At 66.4% G+C, this 16,886-nt stretch carries 19 protein-coding genes; 5 read left to right on the forward strand and 14 right to left on the reverse strand.

Annotated features, from left to right (window positions below):
* From pal to ybgC, 6 genes are read right to left on the reverse strand one after another with little or no spacing between them, the layout of a single operon-like run.
* Entirely contained in the window at positions 1 to 531 is a 531-nt protein-coding gene (gene pal / locus GH664_RS14110) for a peptidoglycan-associated lipoprotein Pal (RefSeq protein WP_153168719.1), read from the reverse strand.
* A gap of 52 nt (positions 532 to 583) precedes the next feature.
* The gene (gene tolB, locus GH664_RS14115) at positions 584 to 1,879 is read right to left on the reverse strand and encodes a Tol-Pal system beta propeller repeat protein TolB (protein ID WP_153168720.1); all 1,296 of its coding nucleotides are present in this window, start codon (positions 1,877 to 1,879) and stop codon (positions 584 to 586) included.
* 32 nt (positions 1,880 to 1,911) lie between these two features.
* Positions 1,912 to 2,862, reverse strand: coding sequence for an energy transducer TonB (locus tag GH664_RS14120; RefSeq protein WP_153168721.1), 951 nt, complete (start codon positions 2,860 to 2,862; stop codon positions 1,912 to 1,914).
* On the reverse strand, positions 2,859 to 3,272 hold the full coding sequence (gene tolR, locus GH664_RS14125) for a protein TolR (RefSeq protein WP_153168722.1): 414 nt from the start codon (positions 3,270 to 3,272) through the stop codon (positions 2,859 to 2,861). Before tolR ends, GH664_RS14120 begins: the two co-directional genes overlap by 4 nt.
* A gap of 16 nt (positions 3,273 to 3,288) precedes the next feature.
* Positions 3,289 to 3,963, reverse strand: coding sequence for a protein TolQ (gene tolQ, locus GH664_RS14130; RefSeq protein WP_153168723.1), 675 nt, complete (start codon positions 3,961 to 3,963; stop codon positions 3,289 to 3,291).
* The gene (gene ybgC, locus GH664_RS14135) at positions 3,960 to 4,433 is read right to left on the reverse strand and encodes a tol-pal system-associated acyl-CoA thioesterase (RefSeq protein WP_153168724.1); all 474 of its coding nucleotides are present in this window, start codon (positions 4,431 to 4,433) and stop codon (positions 3,960 to 3,962) included. Before ybgC ends, tolQ begins: the two co-directional genes overlap by 4 nt.
* A gap of 174 nt (positions 4,434 to 4,607) precedes the next feature.
* On the opposite strand from ybgC, the gene GH664_RS14140 reads away from it, so the two are divergent.
* The 4 genes from GH664_RS14140 (at position 4,608) to GH664_RS14155 (ending at position 8,667) form a co-directional block, all read left to right on the forward strand.
* The gene (locus GH664_RS14140; protein ID WP_153168725.1) at positions 4,608 to 5,765 is read left to right on the forward strand and encodes an STAS domain-containing protein; all 1,158 of its coding nucleotides are present in this window, start codon (positions 4,608 to 4,610) and stop codon (positions 5,763 to 5,765) included.
* 38 nt (positions 5,766 to 5,803) lie between these two features.
* The gene (gene hslV, locus GH664_RS14145; RefSeq protein ID WP_153168726.1) at positions 5,804 to 6,340 is read left to right on the forward strand and encodes an ATP-dependent protease subunit HslV; all 537 of its coding nucleotides are present in this window, start codon (positions 5,804 to 5,806) and stop codon (positions 6,338 to 6,340) included.
* A gap of 21 nt (positions 6,341 to 6,361) precedes the next feature.
* Entirely contained in the window at positions 6,362 to 7,696 is a 1,335-nt protein-coding gene (gene hslU / locus GH664_RS14150; RefSeq protein WP_153168727.1) for an ATP-dependent protease ATPase subunit HslU, read from the forward strand.
* 95 nt (positions 7,697 to 7,791) lie between these two features.
* Positions 7,792 to 8,667, forward strand: coding sequence for an AEC family transporter (locus GH664_RS14155; protein WP_153168728.1), 876 nt, complete (start codon positions 7,792 to 7,794; stop codon positions 8,665 to 8,667).
* 9 nt (positions 8,668 to 8,676) lie between these two features.
* Here GH664_RS14155 and GH664_RS14160 read toward each other — a convergent pair whose 3' ends face one another.
* The 8 genes from GH664_RS14160 to GH664_RS14195 all read right to left on the reverse strand — a co-directional run bounded on the left by GH664_RS14160 (position 8,677) and on the right by GH664_RS14195 (position 15,776).
* Positions 8,677 to 9,078, reverse strand: coding sequence for an RNA-binding S4 domain-containing protein (locus GH664_RS14160; RefSeq protein ID WP_153168729.1), 402 nt, complete (start codon positions 9,076 to 9,078; stop codon positions 8,677 to 8,679).
* Between the two features lie 76 nt (positions 9,079 to 9,154).
* The gene (cysN, locus tag GH664_RS14165) at positions 9,155 to 10,435 is read right to left on the reverse strand and encodes a sulfate adenylyltransferase subunit CysN (protein WP_153168730.1); all 1,281 of its coding nucleotides are present in this window, start codon (positions 10,433 to 10,435) and stop codon (positions 9,155 to 9,157) included.
* A 412-nt stretch (positions 10,436 to 10,847) separates the two neighbouring features.
* Entirely contained in the window at positions 10,848 to 11,762 is a 915-nt protein-coding gene (gene cysD, locus GH664_RS14170; RefSeq protein ID WP_153168731.1) for a sulfate adenylyltransferase subunit CysD, read from the reverse strand.
* A gap of 8 nt (positions 11,763 to 11,770) precedes the next feature.
* A complete protein-coding gene (locus GH664_RS14175; RefSeq protein WP_255424942.1) occupies positions 11,771 to 11,905 on the reverse strand; it encodes a hypothetical protein in 135 nt (44 codons plus the stop codon).
* 3 nt (positions 11,906 to 11,908) lie between these two features.
* Entirely contained in the window at positions 11,909 to 12,679 is a 771-nt protein-coding gene (locus GH664_RS14180) for a phosphoadenylyl-sulfate reductase (protein ID WP_153168732.1), read from the reverse strand.
* Complete coding sequence (locus GH664_RS14185; protein WP_153168733.1) at positions 12,676 to 13,230, reverse strand: DUF934 domain-containing protein; 555 nt, start codon at positions 13,228 to 13,230, stop codon at positions 12,676 to 12,678. The genes GH664_RS14180 and GH664_RS14185 overlap by 4 nt, the downstream gene beginning before the upstream one ends.
* Entirely contained in the window at positions 13,223 to 14,905 is a 1,683-nt protein-coding gene (locus GH664_RS14190) for a nitrite/sulfite reductase (protein ID WP_153168734.1), read from the reverse strand. The genes GH664_RS14185 and GH664_RS14190 overlap by 8 nt, the downstream gene beginning before the upstream one ends.
* Positions 14,906 to 14,996: 91 nt before the next feature.
* Positions 14,997 to 15,776, reverse strand: coding sequence for a sulfite exporter TauE/SafE family protein (locus tag GH664_RS14195; RefSeq protein ID WP_153168735.1), 780 nt, complete (start codon positions 15,774 to 15,776; stop codon positions 14,997 to 14,999).
* Positions 15,777 to 15,906: 130 nt separating this feature from the next.
* Between GH664_RS14195 and GH664_RS14200 the strand changes: the two genes are divergently transcribed.
* On the forward strand, positions 15,907 to 16,848 hold the full coding sequence (locus GH664_RS14200; protein ID WP_153168736.1) for a CysB family HTH-type transcriptional regulator: 942 nt from the start codon (positions 15,907 to 15,909) through the stop codon (positions 16,846 to 16,848).
* Positions 16,849 to 16,886 lie beyond the last annotated feature (38 nt).

Raw genomic sequence — 16,886 nt, forward strand, 5'->3', positions numbered from 1 at the left:
TCAGTAATCGCCGGCGGCGGAGTAGAGGATGTCGCCGCGACGGTTCTGCGCGTAGCACGCCTCGGTCGCCTCTTCGCAGCGCGGCTTCTCTTCGCCGAGGCTGACGGATTCGATCTGCGACTCCTTGGCGCCCAGCAGCAGCAGGGCCTGCTTGACGGCGTCGGCGCGCTTCTGGCCCAGCGCCAGGTTGTATTCGCGGCTGCCGCGCTCGTCGGTGTTGCCCTGGATGCGCATCGTCTCGTTCGGGTTCTGCACCAGGAAGCGGGCGTGGGCTTCGATCAGCGGCTTGGCTTCAGCCTTGATGACGAAGCTGTCGAAGTCAAAGTAGACGCTGCGCTTGGACAGGATGTTGTTGGGGTCGACCAGCGCCGGGATGCGCACGCCGGAGGTGCTGCCGGCATTCACCGTGGCGACACCGCTGCCGGCACCGCCGGTGCGGTCCTCGACCTTGGCGCCGGTGGCTTCCGGGCCGGTGCTGGAGCAGGCCGCCAGCAAGGCAGACAGCAGGATGGGCAGAGCGAGCTTCTTCATGGATGTAGAACTCCAATTCGTTTTGTGTGATTCAGAAAGGATGCAGCGTGAGTTACCGGGCTTGCGGGCCCCAGGCGGGCTCGCGAACGTCGGCAGCCTGCACCGTCAGGCGCTGTTTGACCCGCCCGTCCGACGACACAGCGGCGAGCACGCCTCGTCCGCCGCTTTCGGTGGCGTAGAGGATCATGCGTCCGTTGGGGGCGAAACTGGGGGATTCGTCACGAGCCGAATCGGTGAGGATCGTGGTCTGCTTCGAGGCGACATCCTGGATGGCGACCTGGAAGCGACCGTTGTTGCGGGTGATGAAGGCGAGCTGGCGGCCGTCCGGCGAGGGGCGCGGCGTCACGTTGTAGCTGCCGTCGAAGGTGACGCGCTGCGCGCTGCCGCCGGTCGATGACACGCGGTAGATCTGCGGGCTGCCGCCGCGGTCGGAGGTGAAGTAGATGTTGCCGTCTGCGGCCCAGGCGGGTTCGGTGTCGATGCCCGCCGAGCTGGCTAGGCGGCGCACGCCGGAGCCGTCGGCGTTGATCGCATAAAGCTGCGACAAGCCGTCCTTGGTCAGCACCACCGCGAGCTGGCTGCCGTCTGGCGACCACGCCGGCGCCGAATTGGAGCCCTTGAAGTTGGCCACCACGCGGCGCTGGCCGGTGGCGAGCGTATGCACGTAGACGATCGGCTTCTTCTGCTCGAACGACACATAGGCCAGGCGCTGGCCGTCGGGCGACCACGCCGGCGAGATGATCGGCTCGCGCGAGCGCAGCGCGGTGGCGGCGTTCATGCCGTCGGCGTCGGCGACCTGCAACTCGTAATTGGGCCCGCTCTTGACCACGTAGGCGATGCGGGTGGAGAAGTAGCCCGGCTGGCCGGTCAGCTTCTCGTAGACGAAGTCGGCGATGCGGTGGCCAATGGCGCGGTTCTGCGCGGGGGCCATGGGCAGCGCCATCGCGCCGAGTTCCGTCTGCTTCTGCGTGTCGAAGAGGCGGAAGCGGACCTGGTAGCGGCCATCGCCCTGCGGCAGGAAGGAGCCGGTGAGCACCGCGTCGGCGCCGCGGCTGCGGATGCCGGCGAGGTCGGGCGTCACCGATTCGGGCAGCGCCTGCGGGCCGATGTTGACGAGGGTGAACAGGCCGCTGCGCTCGAGGTCGGCACGGACCACGTCGGTGACGCCGCGCGGCAACTGACCTTCATTCTCGAAGATGGGGATGACCACCGGGTAGCGCGAGGCGCCGGCGCCGACGATCTCGATCGACAGTTGGGCGCTGGCGTTCAGCGACAGGCCGGCGAGGACGGCAAGGATGAAAAAGCGGAAGGCGGCGAGCATCTGCGTGACGGCGTTGGCGCGAAGCATCGAATTATATCCATCAAATCCGGGGGTTGGCTTTAATCCTCGAGCGGGCGGAAGCGCAGCTCCAGCGTGCGCTGGAACAAATCGCGCTGCTCCGGCAGCGGCAAGGGGCTGGAGCGGCGGATCGAACGCTCGATTGCGTCGTCCAGCGCCGGGATGCCGGAAGAGCGCTTGAGGCGGATCGCCAGCACTTCACCGGACGGGAGCTGATCGACCTCGAACACGGCTTCCGGGTTCCCGCTGAGGCCGGGCGGACGCAGCAGGTTGCCGCGCACCTTCTGCTGGATCGCCAGCTTGTACTTGTCGAAATTGCCCCTGGTGCTGGCCGCGGAAGCACGTGCGGCATCGGCATTGAGCATGCCGGCGAGCCGTGCCTGCTCGGCCTGCTTCGCCTCCTGTTCGCGGCGTGCGGCTTCGGCGCGCTTGCGCTCCTGCTCCAGTTGCTGCTTCAGGTAGTCAGGGGGGGCAGGCTCGAGGGGCTTGGCTTGCGCTTTGGGCTCGGGCGGCTTGGTGTCGGGTTTCGGTGGTTCCGGTTTCTTGGGCTCAGGCTTCTTCGGTTCAGGCTTGGGCGGTTCCGGCTTCGGTTCGGGCTTCTTCGGCTCGGGCTTCTTCTCGGGCGCCTTGGTCGCGATTTCCGGCTTGGGTTGCGGCTTGGGTTCGGGTGCCGGTGCGGCCTTGGGTGGGACGACAGGCTTCGGCTCGGGCTTGGGCTCCGGGCGCGGCTCCGGCTTGGGTTCCGGGCGCGGCTCGGGCTTGGCCTGCGGCTTGGGCTCCGAACTCGTGGTGGGTTCGGGCGCTGCGGCCGACGGCGCCGCGCTCGGCGGCGCGCTCGCCAGCTCGACCTCCAGCGAGGCGGGCGGCTGGCTCTGCCAACGGATGCCGAAGAACAGGAACAGCGCCAGGCCAAGGTGGACTGCCACCGTCAGTGCGGCCGATGCCTTGCGGCCTGGCGGCTCGCGGCGCGGGGGTGCTGCGCGGTCGTTCATTTCCTTGTGCTGCCGCCCTGAGTCTGCAGGCTGATCTTGGTCACGCCGGCTCCACGCGCGGCCTCGAGCACGTCGATGACAACCTGGTATTCCAGTTTGCGGTCGGCGGCGACGAGGAAAGGCTGCTCAGGATTCTTTGCGAGGGCATTGCGGATCTCGCGCTGCAGCTCGAGCTCGGTCACGGGCCGCGAGGCGGCGCTCGACGACATGCGCAAGCCGTATTTGCGGTCGGGCTTGACCTCGATCACGATCGCCTCGGCGGGCGGCGCGGAGACGGTCCCGGCCGAGGGCACGTTGATCGTGCCCGGCTGGATCATCGGCGCGGTGACCATGAAGATCACTAGCAGCACCAGCATCACGTCGATATAGGGCACGACGTTGATCTGGTTCATCAGGCGGCGCTGGCGCATCGCGACTCCCCGCCGCTCAGCGCAGGCTGCGCTGCAGGATGTTCGAGAACTCCTCCATGAAGCTCTCGAAGCGGATGCTGATGCGGTCGATGTCGTGCGCGAAGCGGTTGTAGGCGACCACCGCCGGGATTGCCGCGAACAGGCCGATCGCCGTCGCCACCAGCGCTTCGGCGATGCCCGGCGCCACCTGGTTGAGCGTCGCCACGCTGACGTTGGACAGGCCGCGGAAGGCGTTCATGATGCCCCACACCGTGCCGAGCAGGCCGATGTAGGGCGACACCGAGCCGACCGACGCGAGGAAGGCCAGATGCGCCTCGAGGTCGTCCACCTCGCGCTGGTAAGTGGCGCGCATCGCCCGGCGCGAGCCGTCGATGGTGGCGCTGGTGTCGTGGCTCTTGGTGCGCAGCTTGGAGAATTCGCGGTATCCGGATTCGAAGATGCGCTCCATGCCGCCCGTCTGGTGGCGCGAGGAGGAGGCCGACTCGAACAGCTTGTTGAGGTCAGCGCCGCTCCAGAAATCACGCTCGAAGGCGTCGGTTTCGGCGCGTGCGGCGCGAATCTGGAACCACTTGCGGAAGATCCAGTACCAGGAGACCACCGACAGCGTGGCAAGCAGCAACATGACGAGCTGGGCGAGGACGCTGGCTTGGCTGATCAGGCTGATGAACGAGAGGTCGTGAGAGGCGGTCATGCTGGGATCGAGTATGTTTGAAATTGTTGTTGCATTGCAGACGGAATCGCCACCGGCTTCTGGCGTCGCCAGTCGACGCAGGCCAATACGACATGCGCGACGAACAGGCGTTCGTCGTCGCGCGTGATTTCCTGCCGAAATTCGAGGGATGCCCGCCGCAGCCCGGCGACCGACGTCACGACGCTCAGGCTGTCGTCCAGCCGCGCTGGTGACAGAAAATCAGCCTTGACCGAGCGCACGACGAAGCCGATTCCCTCGTCCGCCAGCAGCGCCTGCTGCTCGAAGCCGAGCGCGCGCAGCCATTCGGTGCGGGCGCGTTCGCAGAAGCGCAGGTAGTTGGCGTAATAGACGACGCCCGCAGCATCGGTGTCTTCGTAGTAGACGCGCACGGGCAGGCGGAAGCGACCTCCGGGTCCGGATGCGCTACCCGGTGCCGGTGGCGAGCCGCGGCCGGAATTGTCGATGTGCATTGCAGCATTCTAGCCGAGCTTCGCCCTGCGGGGCATGAACTCCGTGCCTTGCCCGAGTTTTTCAGAATGTAAGTACGTCCGGCCGCCGGCACGCAAGCCCGTTTGGACAAGTGCTATCCTGCGGCCAGCACGGTTATCGCGCTCTCGCACCAGTCGACAAGGAAAGACGTCAGCGTGGCAATTCCCTTCTTCGGCAAGAAACCACCCTCCGGTCCGCCCCCGCTGGGCGCGGGAGTGAGCGATCGCGCCGATGAACTTCCGCCGCGTACCGAGCTGTCTTCGCTGAACTTCGCCGGCGCCGATGCCGGCCATGCCCTGGCACACGTGGCGCGCCTGGTCGAAGTGCAGGAAAGCGCCACCGGGGTGGGCGCGGCCTGCGAGGAGGCGGCGGTGCTTTACGCGAATGGCGACATCGCCGAAACCGAGCGCGTGCTCGAGGCCGTGCTCGATGACCCCGCGACGATCGCGGGTGATGGCTTGTGGCTGATGTTGCTGGACCTTTATCGCCTGACCGGGCAGAAGCAGCGTTTCGACGCTCGCGTGCTCGATTACGCCACCCGCTTCGAGCGTTCACCGCCGCCCTGGGCCGACCTGTCGCCGCAGGCAGAGCGCCGCGTGGCGCATGCCCCGACGGTCAACCTTTCAGGCAGGCTGTCGGCGCAGGCCGCGACCCAGTTCCAGCAGATCGGCATCATCGGTCGCAAAAGCGGCACCATCCGTATCGACTTCGGCCGCGTGCGCGGCGCCGACGAGGCCGGCTGTGCGTTGATGCGCCAAACCCTGGCCGAGCTGGCGGCGGCTCGTGTGAAGGTGGCGCTGCTAAACGGCGATGCGCTTGCCGACATGCTGTCGACGCAGGTCGCCCCCGGGCGGGCCGAGGCGCGCGATGTCTGGCTGTTGCTACTCGAGCTGCTCCAGCACTGCAACGATGAGGCACGCTTCGAAGAGTTGGCGATCGACTACGCCGTCACCTTCGAGGAATCGCCACCGTCGTGGGAGGCGCGCGAGGCGAGCCGTCCGGTTGCCCAGGCCGCCGAGCCGCTGGTCGAGGTGGAGGGCGACGTGTTCCGTTTCGATGCCGATCTGGGCGGGGCATCCAACGACGCGCTGCGCAGGCTGGCCGCGTTCGCATCGGAGCGCAGCGAGGTTGTTGTCGACTGTGCCCGCCTCAGGCGGATCGACTTCGTCTGCGCCGGCATGTTGTTCAACATTCTGTCCACCCTGCGCGCGCAAGGTAGACTGATCGCCCTGCAGAACGTCAATGCAATGGTCGGCGCCCTGCTGCGCGTGATGGGCGTGGACCAGGTCGCCCACGTCACACTGCGCGACTGAGCGCGCCGCAGGGCTGCACATCCCGCAAGGAATAACTCATGGAACAGTATCACGGCACCACCATCCTGTCGGTGCGGCGCGGCAACCGCGTCGCGCTCGGCGGAGACGGCCAGGTCACGCTCGGCAACATCGTCATCAAGGCTTCGGCGCGCAAGGTGCGCACGCTCTATGGTGGCAGGATCCTGGCCGGCTTTGCCGGCGGCACGGCTGACGCCTTCACGCTGTTCGAGCGCTTCGAAGCCAAGCTCGAGAAGCACCAGGGCAACCTGCTGCGCAGTGCGGTGGAACTCGCCAAGGACTGGCGTACCGACCGCATGCTGCGTCGCCTCGAAGCCATGCTGGCGGTGGCCGATCGCGACAATTCGCTGGTGATCACCGGCAATGGCGACGTGCTCGAGCCCGAACAGGGTATCGTCGCCATCGGCAGCGGCGGCGCCTACGCACAGGCGGCAGCGCGTGCGCTACTCGAAAACACCGAGCTCGAACCGAAAGAGATCGTCGCCAAATCGCTCGCGATCGCGGGCGATCTCTGCATCTATACCAACCAGTGCCACACCATCGAGACGCTGGACTGAAGGCTGCTGAAGGAAACATCGATGACCCAGATGACCCCGCCGGAGATCGTCTCCGAACTCGACAAGCACATCGTCGGCCAGGACAAGGCCAAGAAGGCCGTCGCCATCGCCTTGCGCAACCGTTGGCGCCGTGCGCAGGTGTCCGAGCCGCTGCGCAGCGAGATCACGCCCAAGAACATCCTGATGATCGGCCCCACCGGTGTCGGCAAGACCGAGATCGCGCGCCGCCTGGCGCGCCTGGCGAACGCGCCCTTCATCAAGATCGAGGCGACCAAGTTCACCGAGGTTGGCTATGTTGGCCGTGATGTCGACACCATCATCCGCGATCTGGTCGAGATCGCGATCAAGGACGGCCGTGAGCGCGCGATGAAGACGGTGCGCGACCGCGCGCTGGATGCCGCCGAGGACCGCGTGCTCGACGCGCTGCTGCCCTCGGCCCGGCCGGTCGGCTTCAATGCCGAGCCGGAGCCGCAGGATTCGGCGACGCGGCAGAAATTCCGCAAGAAGCTGCGCGAGGGCGAACTCGACGACAAGGAGATCGAGCTCGAGGTCGCGGCGCCGTCCATGCAGGCCGAGATCTTCGCCCCACCGGGCATGGAGGAGCTCACCCAGCAGATTCAGGGCATGTTCCAGAACCTGGGCGGCGGCAAGAAGAAGCAGCGCAAGCTGCAGATCCGCGAGGCGCTGAAGCTGCTCGCCGACGAGGAAGCCGCGCGCCTGATCAACGATGACGAGGTGAAGGCCGACGCGGTGCGCGCCGTGGAACAGAACGGCATCGTGTTCCTCGACGAAGTCGACAAGATCGCCGCGCGCAGCGATGCGCACGGCGCCGACGTGTCGCGCCAGGGCGTGCAGCGCGATCTGCTGCCGCTGGTCGAGGGCACGACGATCTCGACCAAGTACGGCATGATCAAGACCGATCATGTGTTGTTCATCGCCAGCGGCGCCTTCCATCTGAGCAAGCCGAGCGACCTGATCCCCGAACTGCAGGGCCGCTTCCCGATCCGTGTGGAACTGGAATCGCTGTCGGTCGACGATTTCGAGCGCATCCTCACCAGCACCGACGCCTGCCTCACGCGTCAGTACGAGGCGCTGCTCGCCACCGACGGCGTGAAGCTCGAGTTCGCGCCCGAGGGCATCCGCCGCCTGGCGGAGATCGCATTCCAGGTGAATGAGAAGACCGAGAACATCGGCGCGCGGCGGCTATATACGGTGATGGAGAAGCTGCTCGAGGAGGTGTCGTTCGAGGCCGGCCGCAGCAGCGCCGAGCTGGCGGTGCGCGTCGACGCTGCCTATGTCGACAGCCGTCTCGAAGTGTTCGCCGAGCGCGAGGATCTGGCGCGCTACGTGCTGTAACTCGCCCAACGCCACAATCCCGCGGGTTGCCGTTCGAAGCAGCCCCGGTTCCGGTCCGCGGCGCCCCCGCGGACCTTTCCATTTCTGGCCGCCCCATGCTGATCCGCATCGTCTCCATCCTGTTCCCGCTGTTTGCGATCACCGCCCTCGGCTACTTCGTCGGCCGGCGCGTGAAGCCCGACCTGTCGCACGCCAACAAGCTCAACATGGATGTTTTCGTGCCGGCGCTGGTGTTCGGGGCGCTGGTCAGCAAGGACTTCCGCATCGGCGAGTATCTGCCGCTGCTGCTCGCGACCTTGGTGATCATCGTGGGCTCGGGCGTGGTCGGACTGCTGGTGGCGCGGTCCGCCGGCATTGCGTCGAAGACGCTGGTGCCGCCGATGATGTTCAACAACTGCGGCAACCTCGGCCTGCCGCTGGCGGTACTGGCTTTCGGCGATTCGGCGCTGGCACCGGCGGTGGTGATGTTCGTGGTGTCGAACGTGATCCATTTTTCCTACGGTGCGTGGCTGCTCGACCACCACACCAGGCTGACCAACGTGTGGCGCTCGCCTTCCATCCTCGCCACCATCACCGGCCTGGCGGTGGGCCTCGCCGGGATCGAGGTGTGGCCGCCGCTGCTGATGTCGATCAGGATGGTGGGCGACGTCTCGATTCCGCTGATGCTGTTCGCGCTCGGCGTGCGGCTGGCGGATTCGCGCATCAATGCCGTCGGCTTCGGCGTGTTCGGCGCGGTGCTGCGCCCGGTGGTGGGGATGGTGCTGGCATGGGCGCTGCTGCAGCTCATCGATCTGCCGCCGCGCGAGCAGGCGCTGTTGCTGGTGTTCGGCGCGCTGCCGCCAGCGGTACTCAACTACATGTTCGCCGAGCGATACGACCAGGAGCCCGACAAGGTGGCGTCGATGGTGTTGATCGGCAACGTCGCCGCGGTGGTCTTCCTGCCGATCGCGCTGGCGATGGCGCTGAAATAGGGTGACGCTTCAGAAGCCGCCGAAGCGGTCGATGCGGCGGCGGTCGCGCTTGGTCGGGCGGCCGTGCAGGTCGGCTCCGGGCGTTGCCGCCAGCTTGCGCGTTTCGCGCGCAGCTTCACGCCGGGCAAGGCTGTCCTGCGTTTCCTCGTAAAGCGTCTGTGCAACGCTGGCCGGTCCGCGCTTGTCGGCGATTGCCCTGACGACGACGACGCGCACGTCTTCGTCGATCGTGATCTCGATGCGGTCGCCCGGCCTCACCTCGCGCGCCGGTTTCACTGCCATTCCATTGAGCTTGACCTTGCCGCCGTCGACCGCGTCGGTCGCGGCAGTGCGATGCTTGTAGAAACGCGCTGCCCACAGCCACTTGTCGAGTCGGGTGCGGTCGGTGTCGGGCGGTACGTGAGCGGACATGGCGGAGGGAAGAAAAGCGGCGCGGCCGACATTATCGACAGCGCCGCTGCGGCTCGTAAAGAAACGCTCTGACGCGTCAGCCGATCATGCCCGCGCCGACCGTGTTGTTGGTGCTCTCGTCGATGATGATGAAGGCGCCGGTGGCGCGGTTGGCGGCGTAGCGGTCGGCGACGATGGGCTGGGCGAGCTTGAGCGTGAGGCGGGCGATGTCGTTCATCGCCAGGCTGGTCGCCGCTTCCTGCTCCAGCGTGTTGACGTCCAGCCGGTAGTCGATCTTCGCGACCTTGGCTTTCACTTCGCGCGTGGAATGGCGCACGAGGTAGGTGCGGGCGGGCGACATCGGTGTCTCCGACAGCCAGCACACGGTGGCGTCGATCTGCTTGACCGGTTCCGGCGCCTCGGCCGATTTCACGATCATGTCGCCGCGCGAGATGTCGATCTCGTCTTCCAGCAGCAGCGTCACCGACTGTTCGTGGATGGCACGCGGCAGTGGCGCTCCGCCAAGTTCGATGGCCTTCACCCGGCTGCTGGCGCCGGACGGCAACACGGTCACCGCGTCGCCGACGGCGATCTCGCCGGATTCCACCCGGCCCATGAAGCCGCGGTAGTCGTGCAGTTCCGGGTTGGCGGAGTCCTGCGGACGGCACACGAACTGCACCGGGAAGCGGAAATCCTCGGCCTGTTCGGTGTGGGCGGCGGGGACGCTCTCGAGGATCTCGAGCAGCGTCGGGCCGTCGTACCAGCCGAGGCGGTCGCCGCGGTCGACGATCATGTCGCCGTTGAGCGCGGACAGCGGGATGAAACGGACGTCCTTGATGCCGAGTCTGGCAGCGAATTCGAGATATTCGGCCTTGATGCGCTCGAACACCGCCTGGTCGTAGTCGACCAGGTCCATCTTGTTGACCGCGACCAGGAGGTGGGGGATGCCGACCAGGCTGGCGAGGTAGGAGTGGCGCCGGGTCTGGGTCAGCACGCCCTTGCGTGCATCGATGAGGATGATGGCGAGGTTGGCGGTGGACGCGGCGGTGACCATGTTGCGGGTGTACTGCTCGTGGCCCGGGGCATCGGCGATGATGTATTTGCGCCGGCCGGTGGAGAAGTAGCGATAGGCGACATCGATGGTGATGCCTTGCTCGCGCTCGGCCTGCAGGCCGTCGGTGAGCAGCGACAGGTCGACTGCGCTCATGCCGCGCTTGGCGGAGGTCTTCTCGATGGCGTTGAGGGTGTCGGCGAGGATTGTCTTGGTGTCGAACAGCAGGCGGCCGATCAGGGTGCTCTTGCCGTCATCGACACTGCCGCAGGTCAGAAAGCGCAGCAGGCCGTTGTCGATCTCGGGCAGGTGTTCAAGGGCGGACATGGTCATGATTCCTTCAATCTTTCTCTAAATCAGGTGCTGGCTTCGTTGGGGGCGCTTCTTGCTCATGGCGTGTGCTGCTAATCCGCCGGGGCCGCACGGGGTATTCGCTCTGCCGGCTGCGGAACTCGCCTTCGCTGCGCTCGGCTCAGACAGTCCTCGCCGGCGCCGCAAACACCCCGCACGACCCCGGCTCACGGCATCGCGCCGGGATGGTTGGAGCGTGTCGGAGCCATGTTTACGGGGCGGTCCATGTCTTTTCCAAGTACTGGCACACTGGTTCCGGCAGCGTGCGGAGTATTCGTGGAGAGGGCGAGGACTGTCTGAGCCCGAAGGGCGAGTTCCGCAGCCCTCGGAGCGAACACTCCGTGCGCTGCCTCGAGCACGAACCATCGAGCCCCTCCGGAAAAAACTTTCAGAAATACCCTTCCTTCTTCCGCTGCTCCATCGACGCCTCGGAGGTCTGGTCGTCCATCCGCGTCGCCCCGCGCTCGGTGATCGTGGTGGTCGCGGTTTCGGCCAGGATCTTCTCCACCGTGTCGGCATCCGACTCCACCGGCGCCGTGCAGGTGATGTCGCCCACGGTGCGGAAGCGCACCAGCACGTCCTCGACCACGTCGCCATCCTTCGCCGGCGTCAGCTCGGTCACCGGCTGCAGCAGGCCGTTCTTGCGCACCACCGGGCGGGTGTGGGCGAAATAGATCGACGGCAGCTCGAGCTGCTCGCGCTGGATGTACTGCCACACGTCCAGCTCGGTCCAGTTGCTGATCGGGAAGGCACGGATGTTCTCGCCCTTGTGGCTGCGCGCGTTGTACAGGTTCCACAGTTCCGGCCGCTGGTTCTTCGGATCCCACTGGCCGAACTCGTCGCGGAAACTCATGATCCGCTCCTTCGCCCGCGCCTTCTCCTCGTCGCGGCGGGCGCCGCCGATGCAGGCGTCGAAGCCGAACTCCTCGATCGCTTCCAGCAGCGTCACCGACTGGTGCTTGTTGCGGCTCTCCATCGGGTGCTTCAGCACCACCGTGCCGCGCACCATCGAATCCTCTACCGAGCGCACGATCAGCCGCTCGCCCAGCTCGGCGGCGCGCTTGTCGCGGAAATCGGTCACTTCCTTGTAGTTGTGACCGGTATCGATGTGCATCAGCGGGAAGGGGAAGCGGCCCGGGCGGAAGGCCTTCTCGGCCAGGCGCAGCAGGCAGATCGAATCCTTGCCGCCGGAAAACAGCAGCACCGGATTGGCGCACTGACCGGCGACTTCGCGCAGGATGTGGATGGCTTCGGCTTCGAGCCAGTCGAGGTGGGACAGCGTCTGTTTGGTCAGGGTGGACATGATTCTGTTCAGCGTTTCGTAGGTGTCGCGGCGCGGAAGGCGCGCAGTGCCGCGCGCAGGCCGGCAAGCAGGGCCTCAAGGCGCTGCCGCAGGCCAGGCTGGGCGTTGCCAGGGGCGCGGTTGGTCGGGGACAGGACTTTCATGGCTCAGCGCTCGCTCACATGCAGACCGCATTCCTTGGTGGTCGGGTCTTCCCACCACCAGCGGCCAGCGCGCACGTCCTCGCCGACGGCGATCGCGCGGGTGCAGGGCGCGCAGCCGATGCTCGGGTAGAACTGGTCGTGCAGCGCGTTGTAGGGGACCTCGTGCAGGCGGATGTAGGCCCACACCTCGGCTTCGCTCCAGTCCAGCAGCGGGTTCAGCTTCTCCAGGCCGTTGCCCTCGTCGAACTCACGCGTGGCCATGGCGGTACGGGTCACCGACTGCGCGGCACGCAGACCGGTGATCCACGCCTTCTTGCCGGCCAGCGCGCGGCGCAGCGGCTCCATCTTGCGCACGCCGCAGCAGCCCTTGCGCAGCTCCACCGAGTCGTAGAAGGCGTTGATGCCGTGGGTCCGTACGAACTGCTCCACCGCGCCGGCATCCGGGAAGTAGATCTTCAGCTTCACGCCGTAGCGCTTCTCGACTTCGCCGATCAAGGAGTAGGTTTCGGCCGGCAGGCGGCCGGTGTCGAGCGAAAAGATCTCGATCGGCAGCTTGGCCTGCAAGATCAGGTCGGTCAGCACCATGTCCTCGGCGCCGAAGCTGTTGGCGAAGGTGAGCTCGCCGGCGGTGCCGAATTCGGCCACCGCTTCACGGAGGAAGGCGCGTGCGGCGTCGGCCTTGGCCGCGACGGCGGCACGCAGCGCTTCAGTCAGTTCCGGACGCGTGGCGGGATTGGCCGGCGCCGGGCGCAACAGGGAGACGCTGGCGTTCATGCCTGCACCTGCTGGTCGGTGCCACGGTCGACGCGACGGAACAGCGGCAGCGGATCCTTCACCGAACTCTGGTAGGGCTGGGTGAAGTCCTCGATGCTGGCGACTGCCGCCTCGAGCTGTTCGTCGGTATAGCGGCCGGTGGGCGGCTCCAGCGAGTCGAAGCCGCAGCGGGTCATGTAGTTGAACTGGTCACGCAGCACGAAGCCGATCGCGCGCAACTCGCCGCGATAGCCATAGCGGCTGCGCAGCAGGGTGGCGGCGGAATAGCTGCGGCCGTCGGTGAACTTCGGGAACTGCAGGGCGATGACCTGCAGGTCTGCCAGGTCGTCGGCCAGCGCCGCAACGTCCTCGCCCGCGGCGAGCCACACGCCGAGTTCGCCGCTCTGGGCGCGCGAAAGGAGCTCGTCACGGCGCGCCTGCCACACGGCAAGCGGCACCAGCACCTGCCCGGCAGGCACGGCGATGTCGGCGGGCGCCTCGCCTTCAGCGAGCGTCACGGTCAGGCGAGCGTCGGCGACGATGCGGCCGTTCTTGATGATCTTGTCAGACATGGGCAGGCTTCCTGTGCGGCTGGCGGTCGGCATAGACGCGAGTCTTGAAGGGCTCGATGCCGACGCGTTGTACGGTGTCGATGAAACGCTCGTCTTCATGGCGCAGTTCGACGTAGGTCTCGAGCAATTGCTCGACCACGCCCACCACTTCGTCGAGCGCGAACGAGGGGCCGATCACCTTTCCGAGCGTGGTGCCGTTGCCCTGTGTGCCGCCGATCGTGATCTGGTACCACTCCTCGTTGTTCTTGTCGACGCCGAGGATGCCGATGTGGCCGACGTGGTGATGGCCGCAGGAGTTCATGCAGCCAGAGATGTTGAGGTCGATCTCGCCGATGTCGTGCTGGTAGTCGAGATCGTCGAAGCGACGCTGCAGCGCATCGGCGACCGGAATCGAGCGTGCGTTGGCGAGGCTGCAGAAGTCGCCGCCCGGGCAGCAGATGATGTCCGTCAGCAGGCCGATGTTGGGCGTCGCCAGGCCGGCTTCGCGCGCGGCCTGCCACAACTCGAACAGATCCTGGCGGCGCACGTCGGCGAGCGCCACGTTCTGCTCGTGCAGCATGCGCGCCTCGCCGAAGCTGAAGCGGTCGGCGAGATCGGCGATCAGGTCCATCTGCTCGGCGGTGACGTCGCCCGGTGCGGTGCCGGTCTTCTTCAGCGACAGGATCACCGAGGCGTAACCCGGCTGGCGGTGGGCGCGCACATTGCGCTTGAACCAGGTGGCGAAGGCCTTGTTGCCGGCGAGCTGCGCGTCGAAGGCGGGATCCTGCGCGGGGAGGTCCTCGTAGGCTGGCGGTGCGAAGTGCGCCGCCACGCGGGCAAGCTCGGCTTCGGTGATGGTGCTGGGGCCATCCTTGGAATGCGCCCATTCCTCCTCGACCTGACGGCGGAATTCCTCCACGCCGAGCGCCTTCACCAGGATCTTGATGCGCGCCTTCCATAGATTGTCGCGCCGGCCATATCGGTTATAGACGCGCAGGATGGCTTCGCAGTAGGTGATCAGGTGCTGCCACGGCACGAAGGCGGCAACCTCCTCGCCGAGGATGGGCGTGCGGCCGAGCCCGCCACCCACCAGTACGCGGAAACCGGGCTCGCCGGCGCCATTGCGGATCAGGTCGAGGCCGATGTCGTACACGCGCAACACCACGCGGTCCTCTGCGGCGCTGTTGAAGGCGATCTTGAACTTGCGCGGCAGGAAGGCGAATTCCGGGTTGTAGGTCGCCCACTGGCGCAGGATTTCGGCGAACGGACGCGGATCGGCGACTTCGTCGGCGGCCACACCGGCGAACGGGTCGGCGGTGATGTTGCGGATGCAGTTGCCCGAGGTCTGGTTGGCGTGCATCTGCACGCTGGCAAGCTCGGCGAGCATCTCGGGCACGTTTTCCAGCGCGGGCCAGTTGAACTGGACGTTGGTGCGGGTGGTGAAGTGAGCGTAGCCGCGGTCAAAGGTGCGCGCGAGGTGCGCGAGCTTCCTCAATTGCCGGCTGGCCAGGTTGCCGTAGGGCACGGAGATGCGGAACATCGGCGCATGGCGCTGGATGTAGAGGCCGTTCTGCAGCCGCAGCGGACGAAACTCGTCGTCGGAGAGTTCTCCGGCGAGGTAGCGTCGCATCTGGTCGCGGAACTGGGCGACGCGTTCGTCGAGCAGGCGCTGGTCGTATTCGTCGTACTGATACATGAGAGCTCTCTGTGTTGGATGCGAGTCGTTGGATGCAGGAGGGGCGCGAACTGGGGCCGCGAGCCGTGATTGTTGTCGTTGTGTTCGGGGGTCAGTGGCTGATCAGCTTCGCGCCCACCAGCATCAGCATGGTGGCCAGGATGGGGCGCAGGATGCGGTCGGGCACCTTGGTCGAGATGTGACTGCCCAGCCAGATACCCGGCAGCGAGCCGATCAGCAGGCTGCCGAGCAGCAGCCAGTCCACGCTGCCCAGGAACCAGTGACCGATGCCTGCAACGGCGGTCAGCGGCACCGCATGGGCGATGTCCGAGCCGACGATGCGCAGCGCGGGCATCGCCGGGTAGAGGAAGAACAGCGCGGTGACGCCGAGGGCTCCCGCGCCGACCGACGAGATCGACACCAGCACGCCCAGCACGGCACCGGTGAGCACGGTCAACCTTGCGGTCCGCGCCGGATTGGGCGTGTCGCCGAAGTGCTGGCGCGCATAGTCCTGGATACGGCGGCGAAAGATCAGCGCCACGGCGGTCAGCAACAGCGCGACGCCCAGCGCCACCTTGATCAGGCTGGCGGCGCCGTCGATGCCGCCGGGGGCGAACCGATGCACCAGCACCAGTGTCAGCGCCGCGGCGGGAATGCTGCCAGCGGCGAGCCGCCGGGTGATCTGCCAGTCCACCGTTCCTTTCAGCCCATGGGCGAGCGTGCCGCCCGCCTTGGTGATCGCGGCGTAGAGCAGGTCGGTGCCGACGGCGACCGAGGGATGGATGCCGAACAGCAGCACCAGCAGCGGCGTCATCAACGAACCGCCACCGACACCGGTGAGTCCGACGATGGCGCCGACCGAGAAACCTGCGACCGTATAGGCGAAATCCATTGGGAAGATCCTTTTCGATGCCCGGCATCGTAATGGCGCGGATTAGGGTCAAAAAGGAGATTTGCGTTAGACTTTAAGAACTGTTGGTTATTAAGCCGCTTAAGTCGCTTGAGCCACTTGGCGAACGATCATGAATCTCCAGCAACTGCGATACATCCACGAGGTGGCGCGGCGCGGTCTCAACGTGTCGGACGCGGCGGATGCGCTGTTTACTTCCCAGCCGGGGGTGTCCAAGCAGATCCGGCTGCTCGAGGCCGAGCTTGGCGTCGAGATCTTCGCCCGCCACGGCAAGCGTCTGGTCGCCATCACCGAGCCGGGCGGGGCGGTGCTGGCGATCGCGGAGCGCATGCTGCGTGACATGGACAACCTGTTTCAGGTTGGCGCGGAGTTTTCCAACGAATCCGCGGGCACGCTGTCGATCGCCACCACTCACACCCAGGCGCGCTACGTGCTGCCTGCCGTCGTGCGGGATTTCATGCAGCGTTACCCCCGGGTGAGGCTGGAGCTGCATCAGGGCAATCCCCGGCAGGTGTGCGACATGGTGCTGGGCGGCACGGCAGATCTCGCGATCGCTACCGAGGCCATCGCCGACAATCCGGAGCTGGTGACGCTGCCCTGCTACCAGTGGAACCGCTGCATCGTCGCCACGCCGCGCCATCCCATCCTGCGCGAGCAGCCGCTGACGCTGGAGGCGATTGCGCGCTATCCACTGATCACCTACGACGACGCCTTCACCGGGCGGGGCCAGATCAACAAGGCCTTCCTCGGTCGTGGCCTGAAGCCCAATGTGGTGCTCACCGCGATCGACTCCGATGTGATCAAGAAGTACGTGGAGATGGATCTGGGCATCGGCATCCTCGCGCGCATGGCCTACAGCGCGGAGGAAGACCGAAAGCTGGGCATGGTGGAGGCGAGCCACCTGTTCGAATCCAGCATGACGCGCATCGGCATCCGTCGCAATGCGTGGCTGCGTGGCTTCGTGTATGCCTTCATCGAACTTTTTGTGCCGTCGCTGACGCGCCACGTCGTCGAGACGGCGCGCAGCGGTGGCGGGACGGACGCCGGCTTGTAACTGCAGGAGCGTGGCGGGTCGAGCCGTGCCACGCCCTT

Origin of the sequence: Thauera sp. 2A1 (assembly GCF_009469595.2) — a bacterium.
GTDB lineage: Bacteria > Pseudomonadota > Gammaproteobacteria > Burkholderiales > Rhodocyclaceae > Thauera.

Excerpts from the sequence above, each read along its gene's own strand:
- pal (WP_153168719.1), bottom strand. The coding sequence starts at position 531 with ATGAAGAAGCTCGCTCTGCCCATCCTGCTGTCTGCCTTGCTGGCGGCC.
- tolB (WP_153168720.1), bottom strand. The coding sequence starts at position 1,879 with ATGCTTCGCGCCAACGCCGTCACGCAGATGCTCGCCGCCTTCCGCTTT.
- GH664_RS14120 (WP_153168721.1), bottom strand. The coding sequence starts at position 2,862 with ATGAACGACCGCGCAGCACCCCCGCGCCGCGAGCCGCCAGGCCGCAAG.
- tolR (WP_153168722.1), bottom strand. The coding sequence starts at position 3,272 with ATGCGCCAGCGCCGCCTGATGAACCAGATCAACGTCGTGCCCTATATC.
- tolQ (WP_153168723.1), bottom strand. The coding sequence starts at position 3,963 with ATGACCGCCTCTCACGACCTCTCGTTCATCAGCCTGATCAGCCAAGCC.
- ybgC (WP_153168724.1), bottom strand. The coding sequence starts at position 4,433 with ATGCACATCGACAATTCCGGCCGCGGCTCGCCACCGGCACCGGGTAGC.
- hslV (WP_153168726.1), top strand. The coding sequence starts at position 5,804 with ATGGAACAGTATCACGGCACCACCATCCTGTCGGTGCGGCGCGGCAAC.
- hslU (WP_153168727.1), top strand. The coding sequence starts at position 6,362 with ATGACCCAGATGACCCCGCCGGAGATCGTCTCCGAACTCGACAAGCAC.
- GH664_RS14155 (WP_153168728.1), top strand. The coding sequence starts at position 7,792 with ATGCTGATCCGCATCGTCTCCATCCTGTTCCCGCTGTTTGCGATCACC.
- GH664_RS14160 (WP_153168729.1), bottom strand. The coding sequence starts at position 9,078 with ATGTCCGCTCACGTACCGCCCGACACCGACCGCACCCGACTCGACAAG.
- cysN (WP_153168730.1), bottom strand. The coding sequence starts at position 10,435 with ATGTCCGCCCTTGAACACCTGCCCGAGATCGACAACGGCCTGCTGCGC.
- cysD (WP_153168731.1), bottom strand. The coding sequence starts at position 11,762 with ATGTCCACCCTGACCAAACAGACGCTGTCCCACCTCGACTGGCTCGAA.
- GH664_RS14175 (WP_255424942.1), bottom strand. The coding sequence starts at position 11,905 with ATGAAAGTCCTGTCCCCGACCAACCGCGCCCCTGGCAACGCCCAGCCT.
- GH664_RS14180 (WP_153168732.1), bottom strand. The coding sequence starts at position 12,679 with ATGAACGCCAGCGTCTCCCTGTTGCGCCCGGCGCCGGCCAATCCCGCC.
- GH664_RS14185 (WP_153168733.1), bottom strand. The coding sequence starts at position 13,230 with ATGTCTGACAAGATCATCAAGAACGGCCGCATCGTCGCCGACGCTCGC.
- GH664_RS14190 (WP_153168734.1), bottom strand. The coding sequence starts at position 14,905 with ATGTATCAGTACGACGAATACGACCAGCGCCTGCTCGACGAACGCGTC.
- GH664_RS14195 (WP_153168735.1), bottom strand. The coding sequence starts at position 15,776 with ATGGATTTCGCCTATACGGTCGCAGGTTTCTCGGTCGGCGCCATCGTC.
- GH664_RS14200 (WP_153168736.1), top strand. The coding sequence starts at position 15,907 with ATGAATCTCCAGCAACTGCGATACATCCACGAGGTGGCGCGGCGCGGT.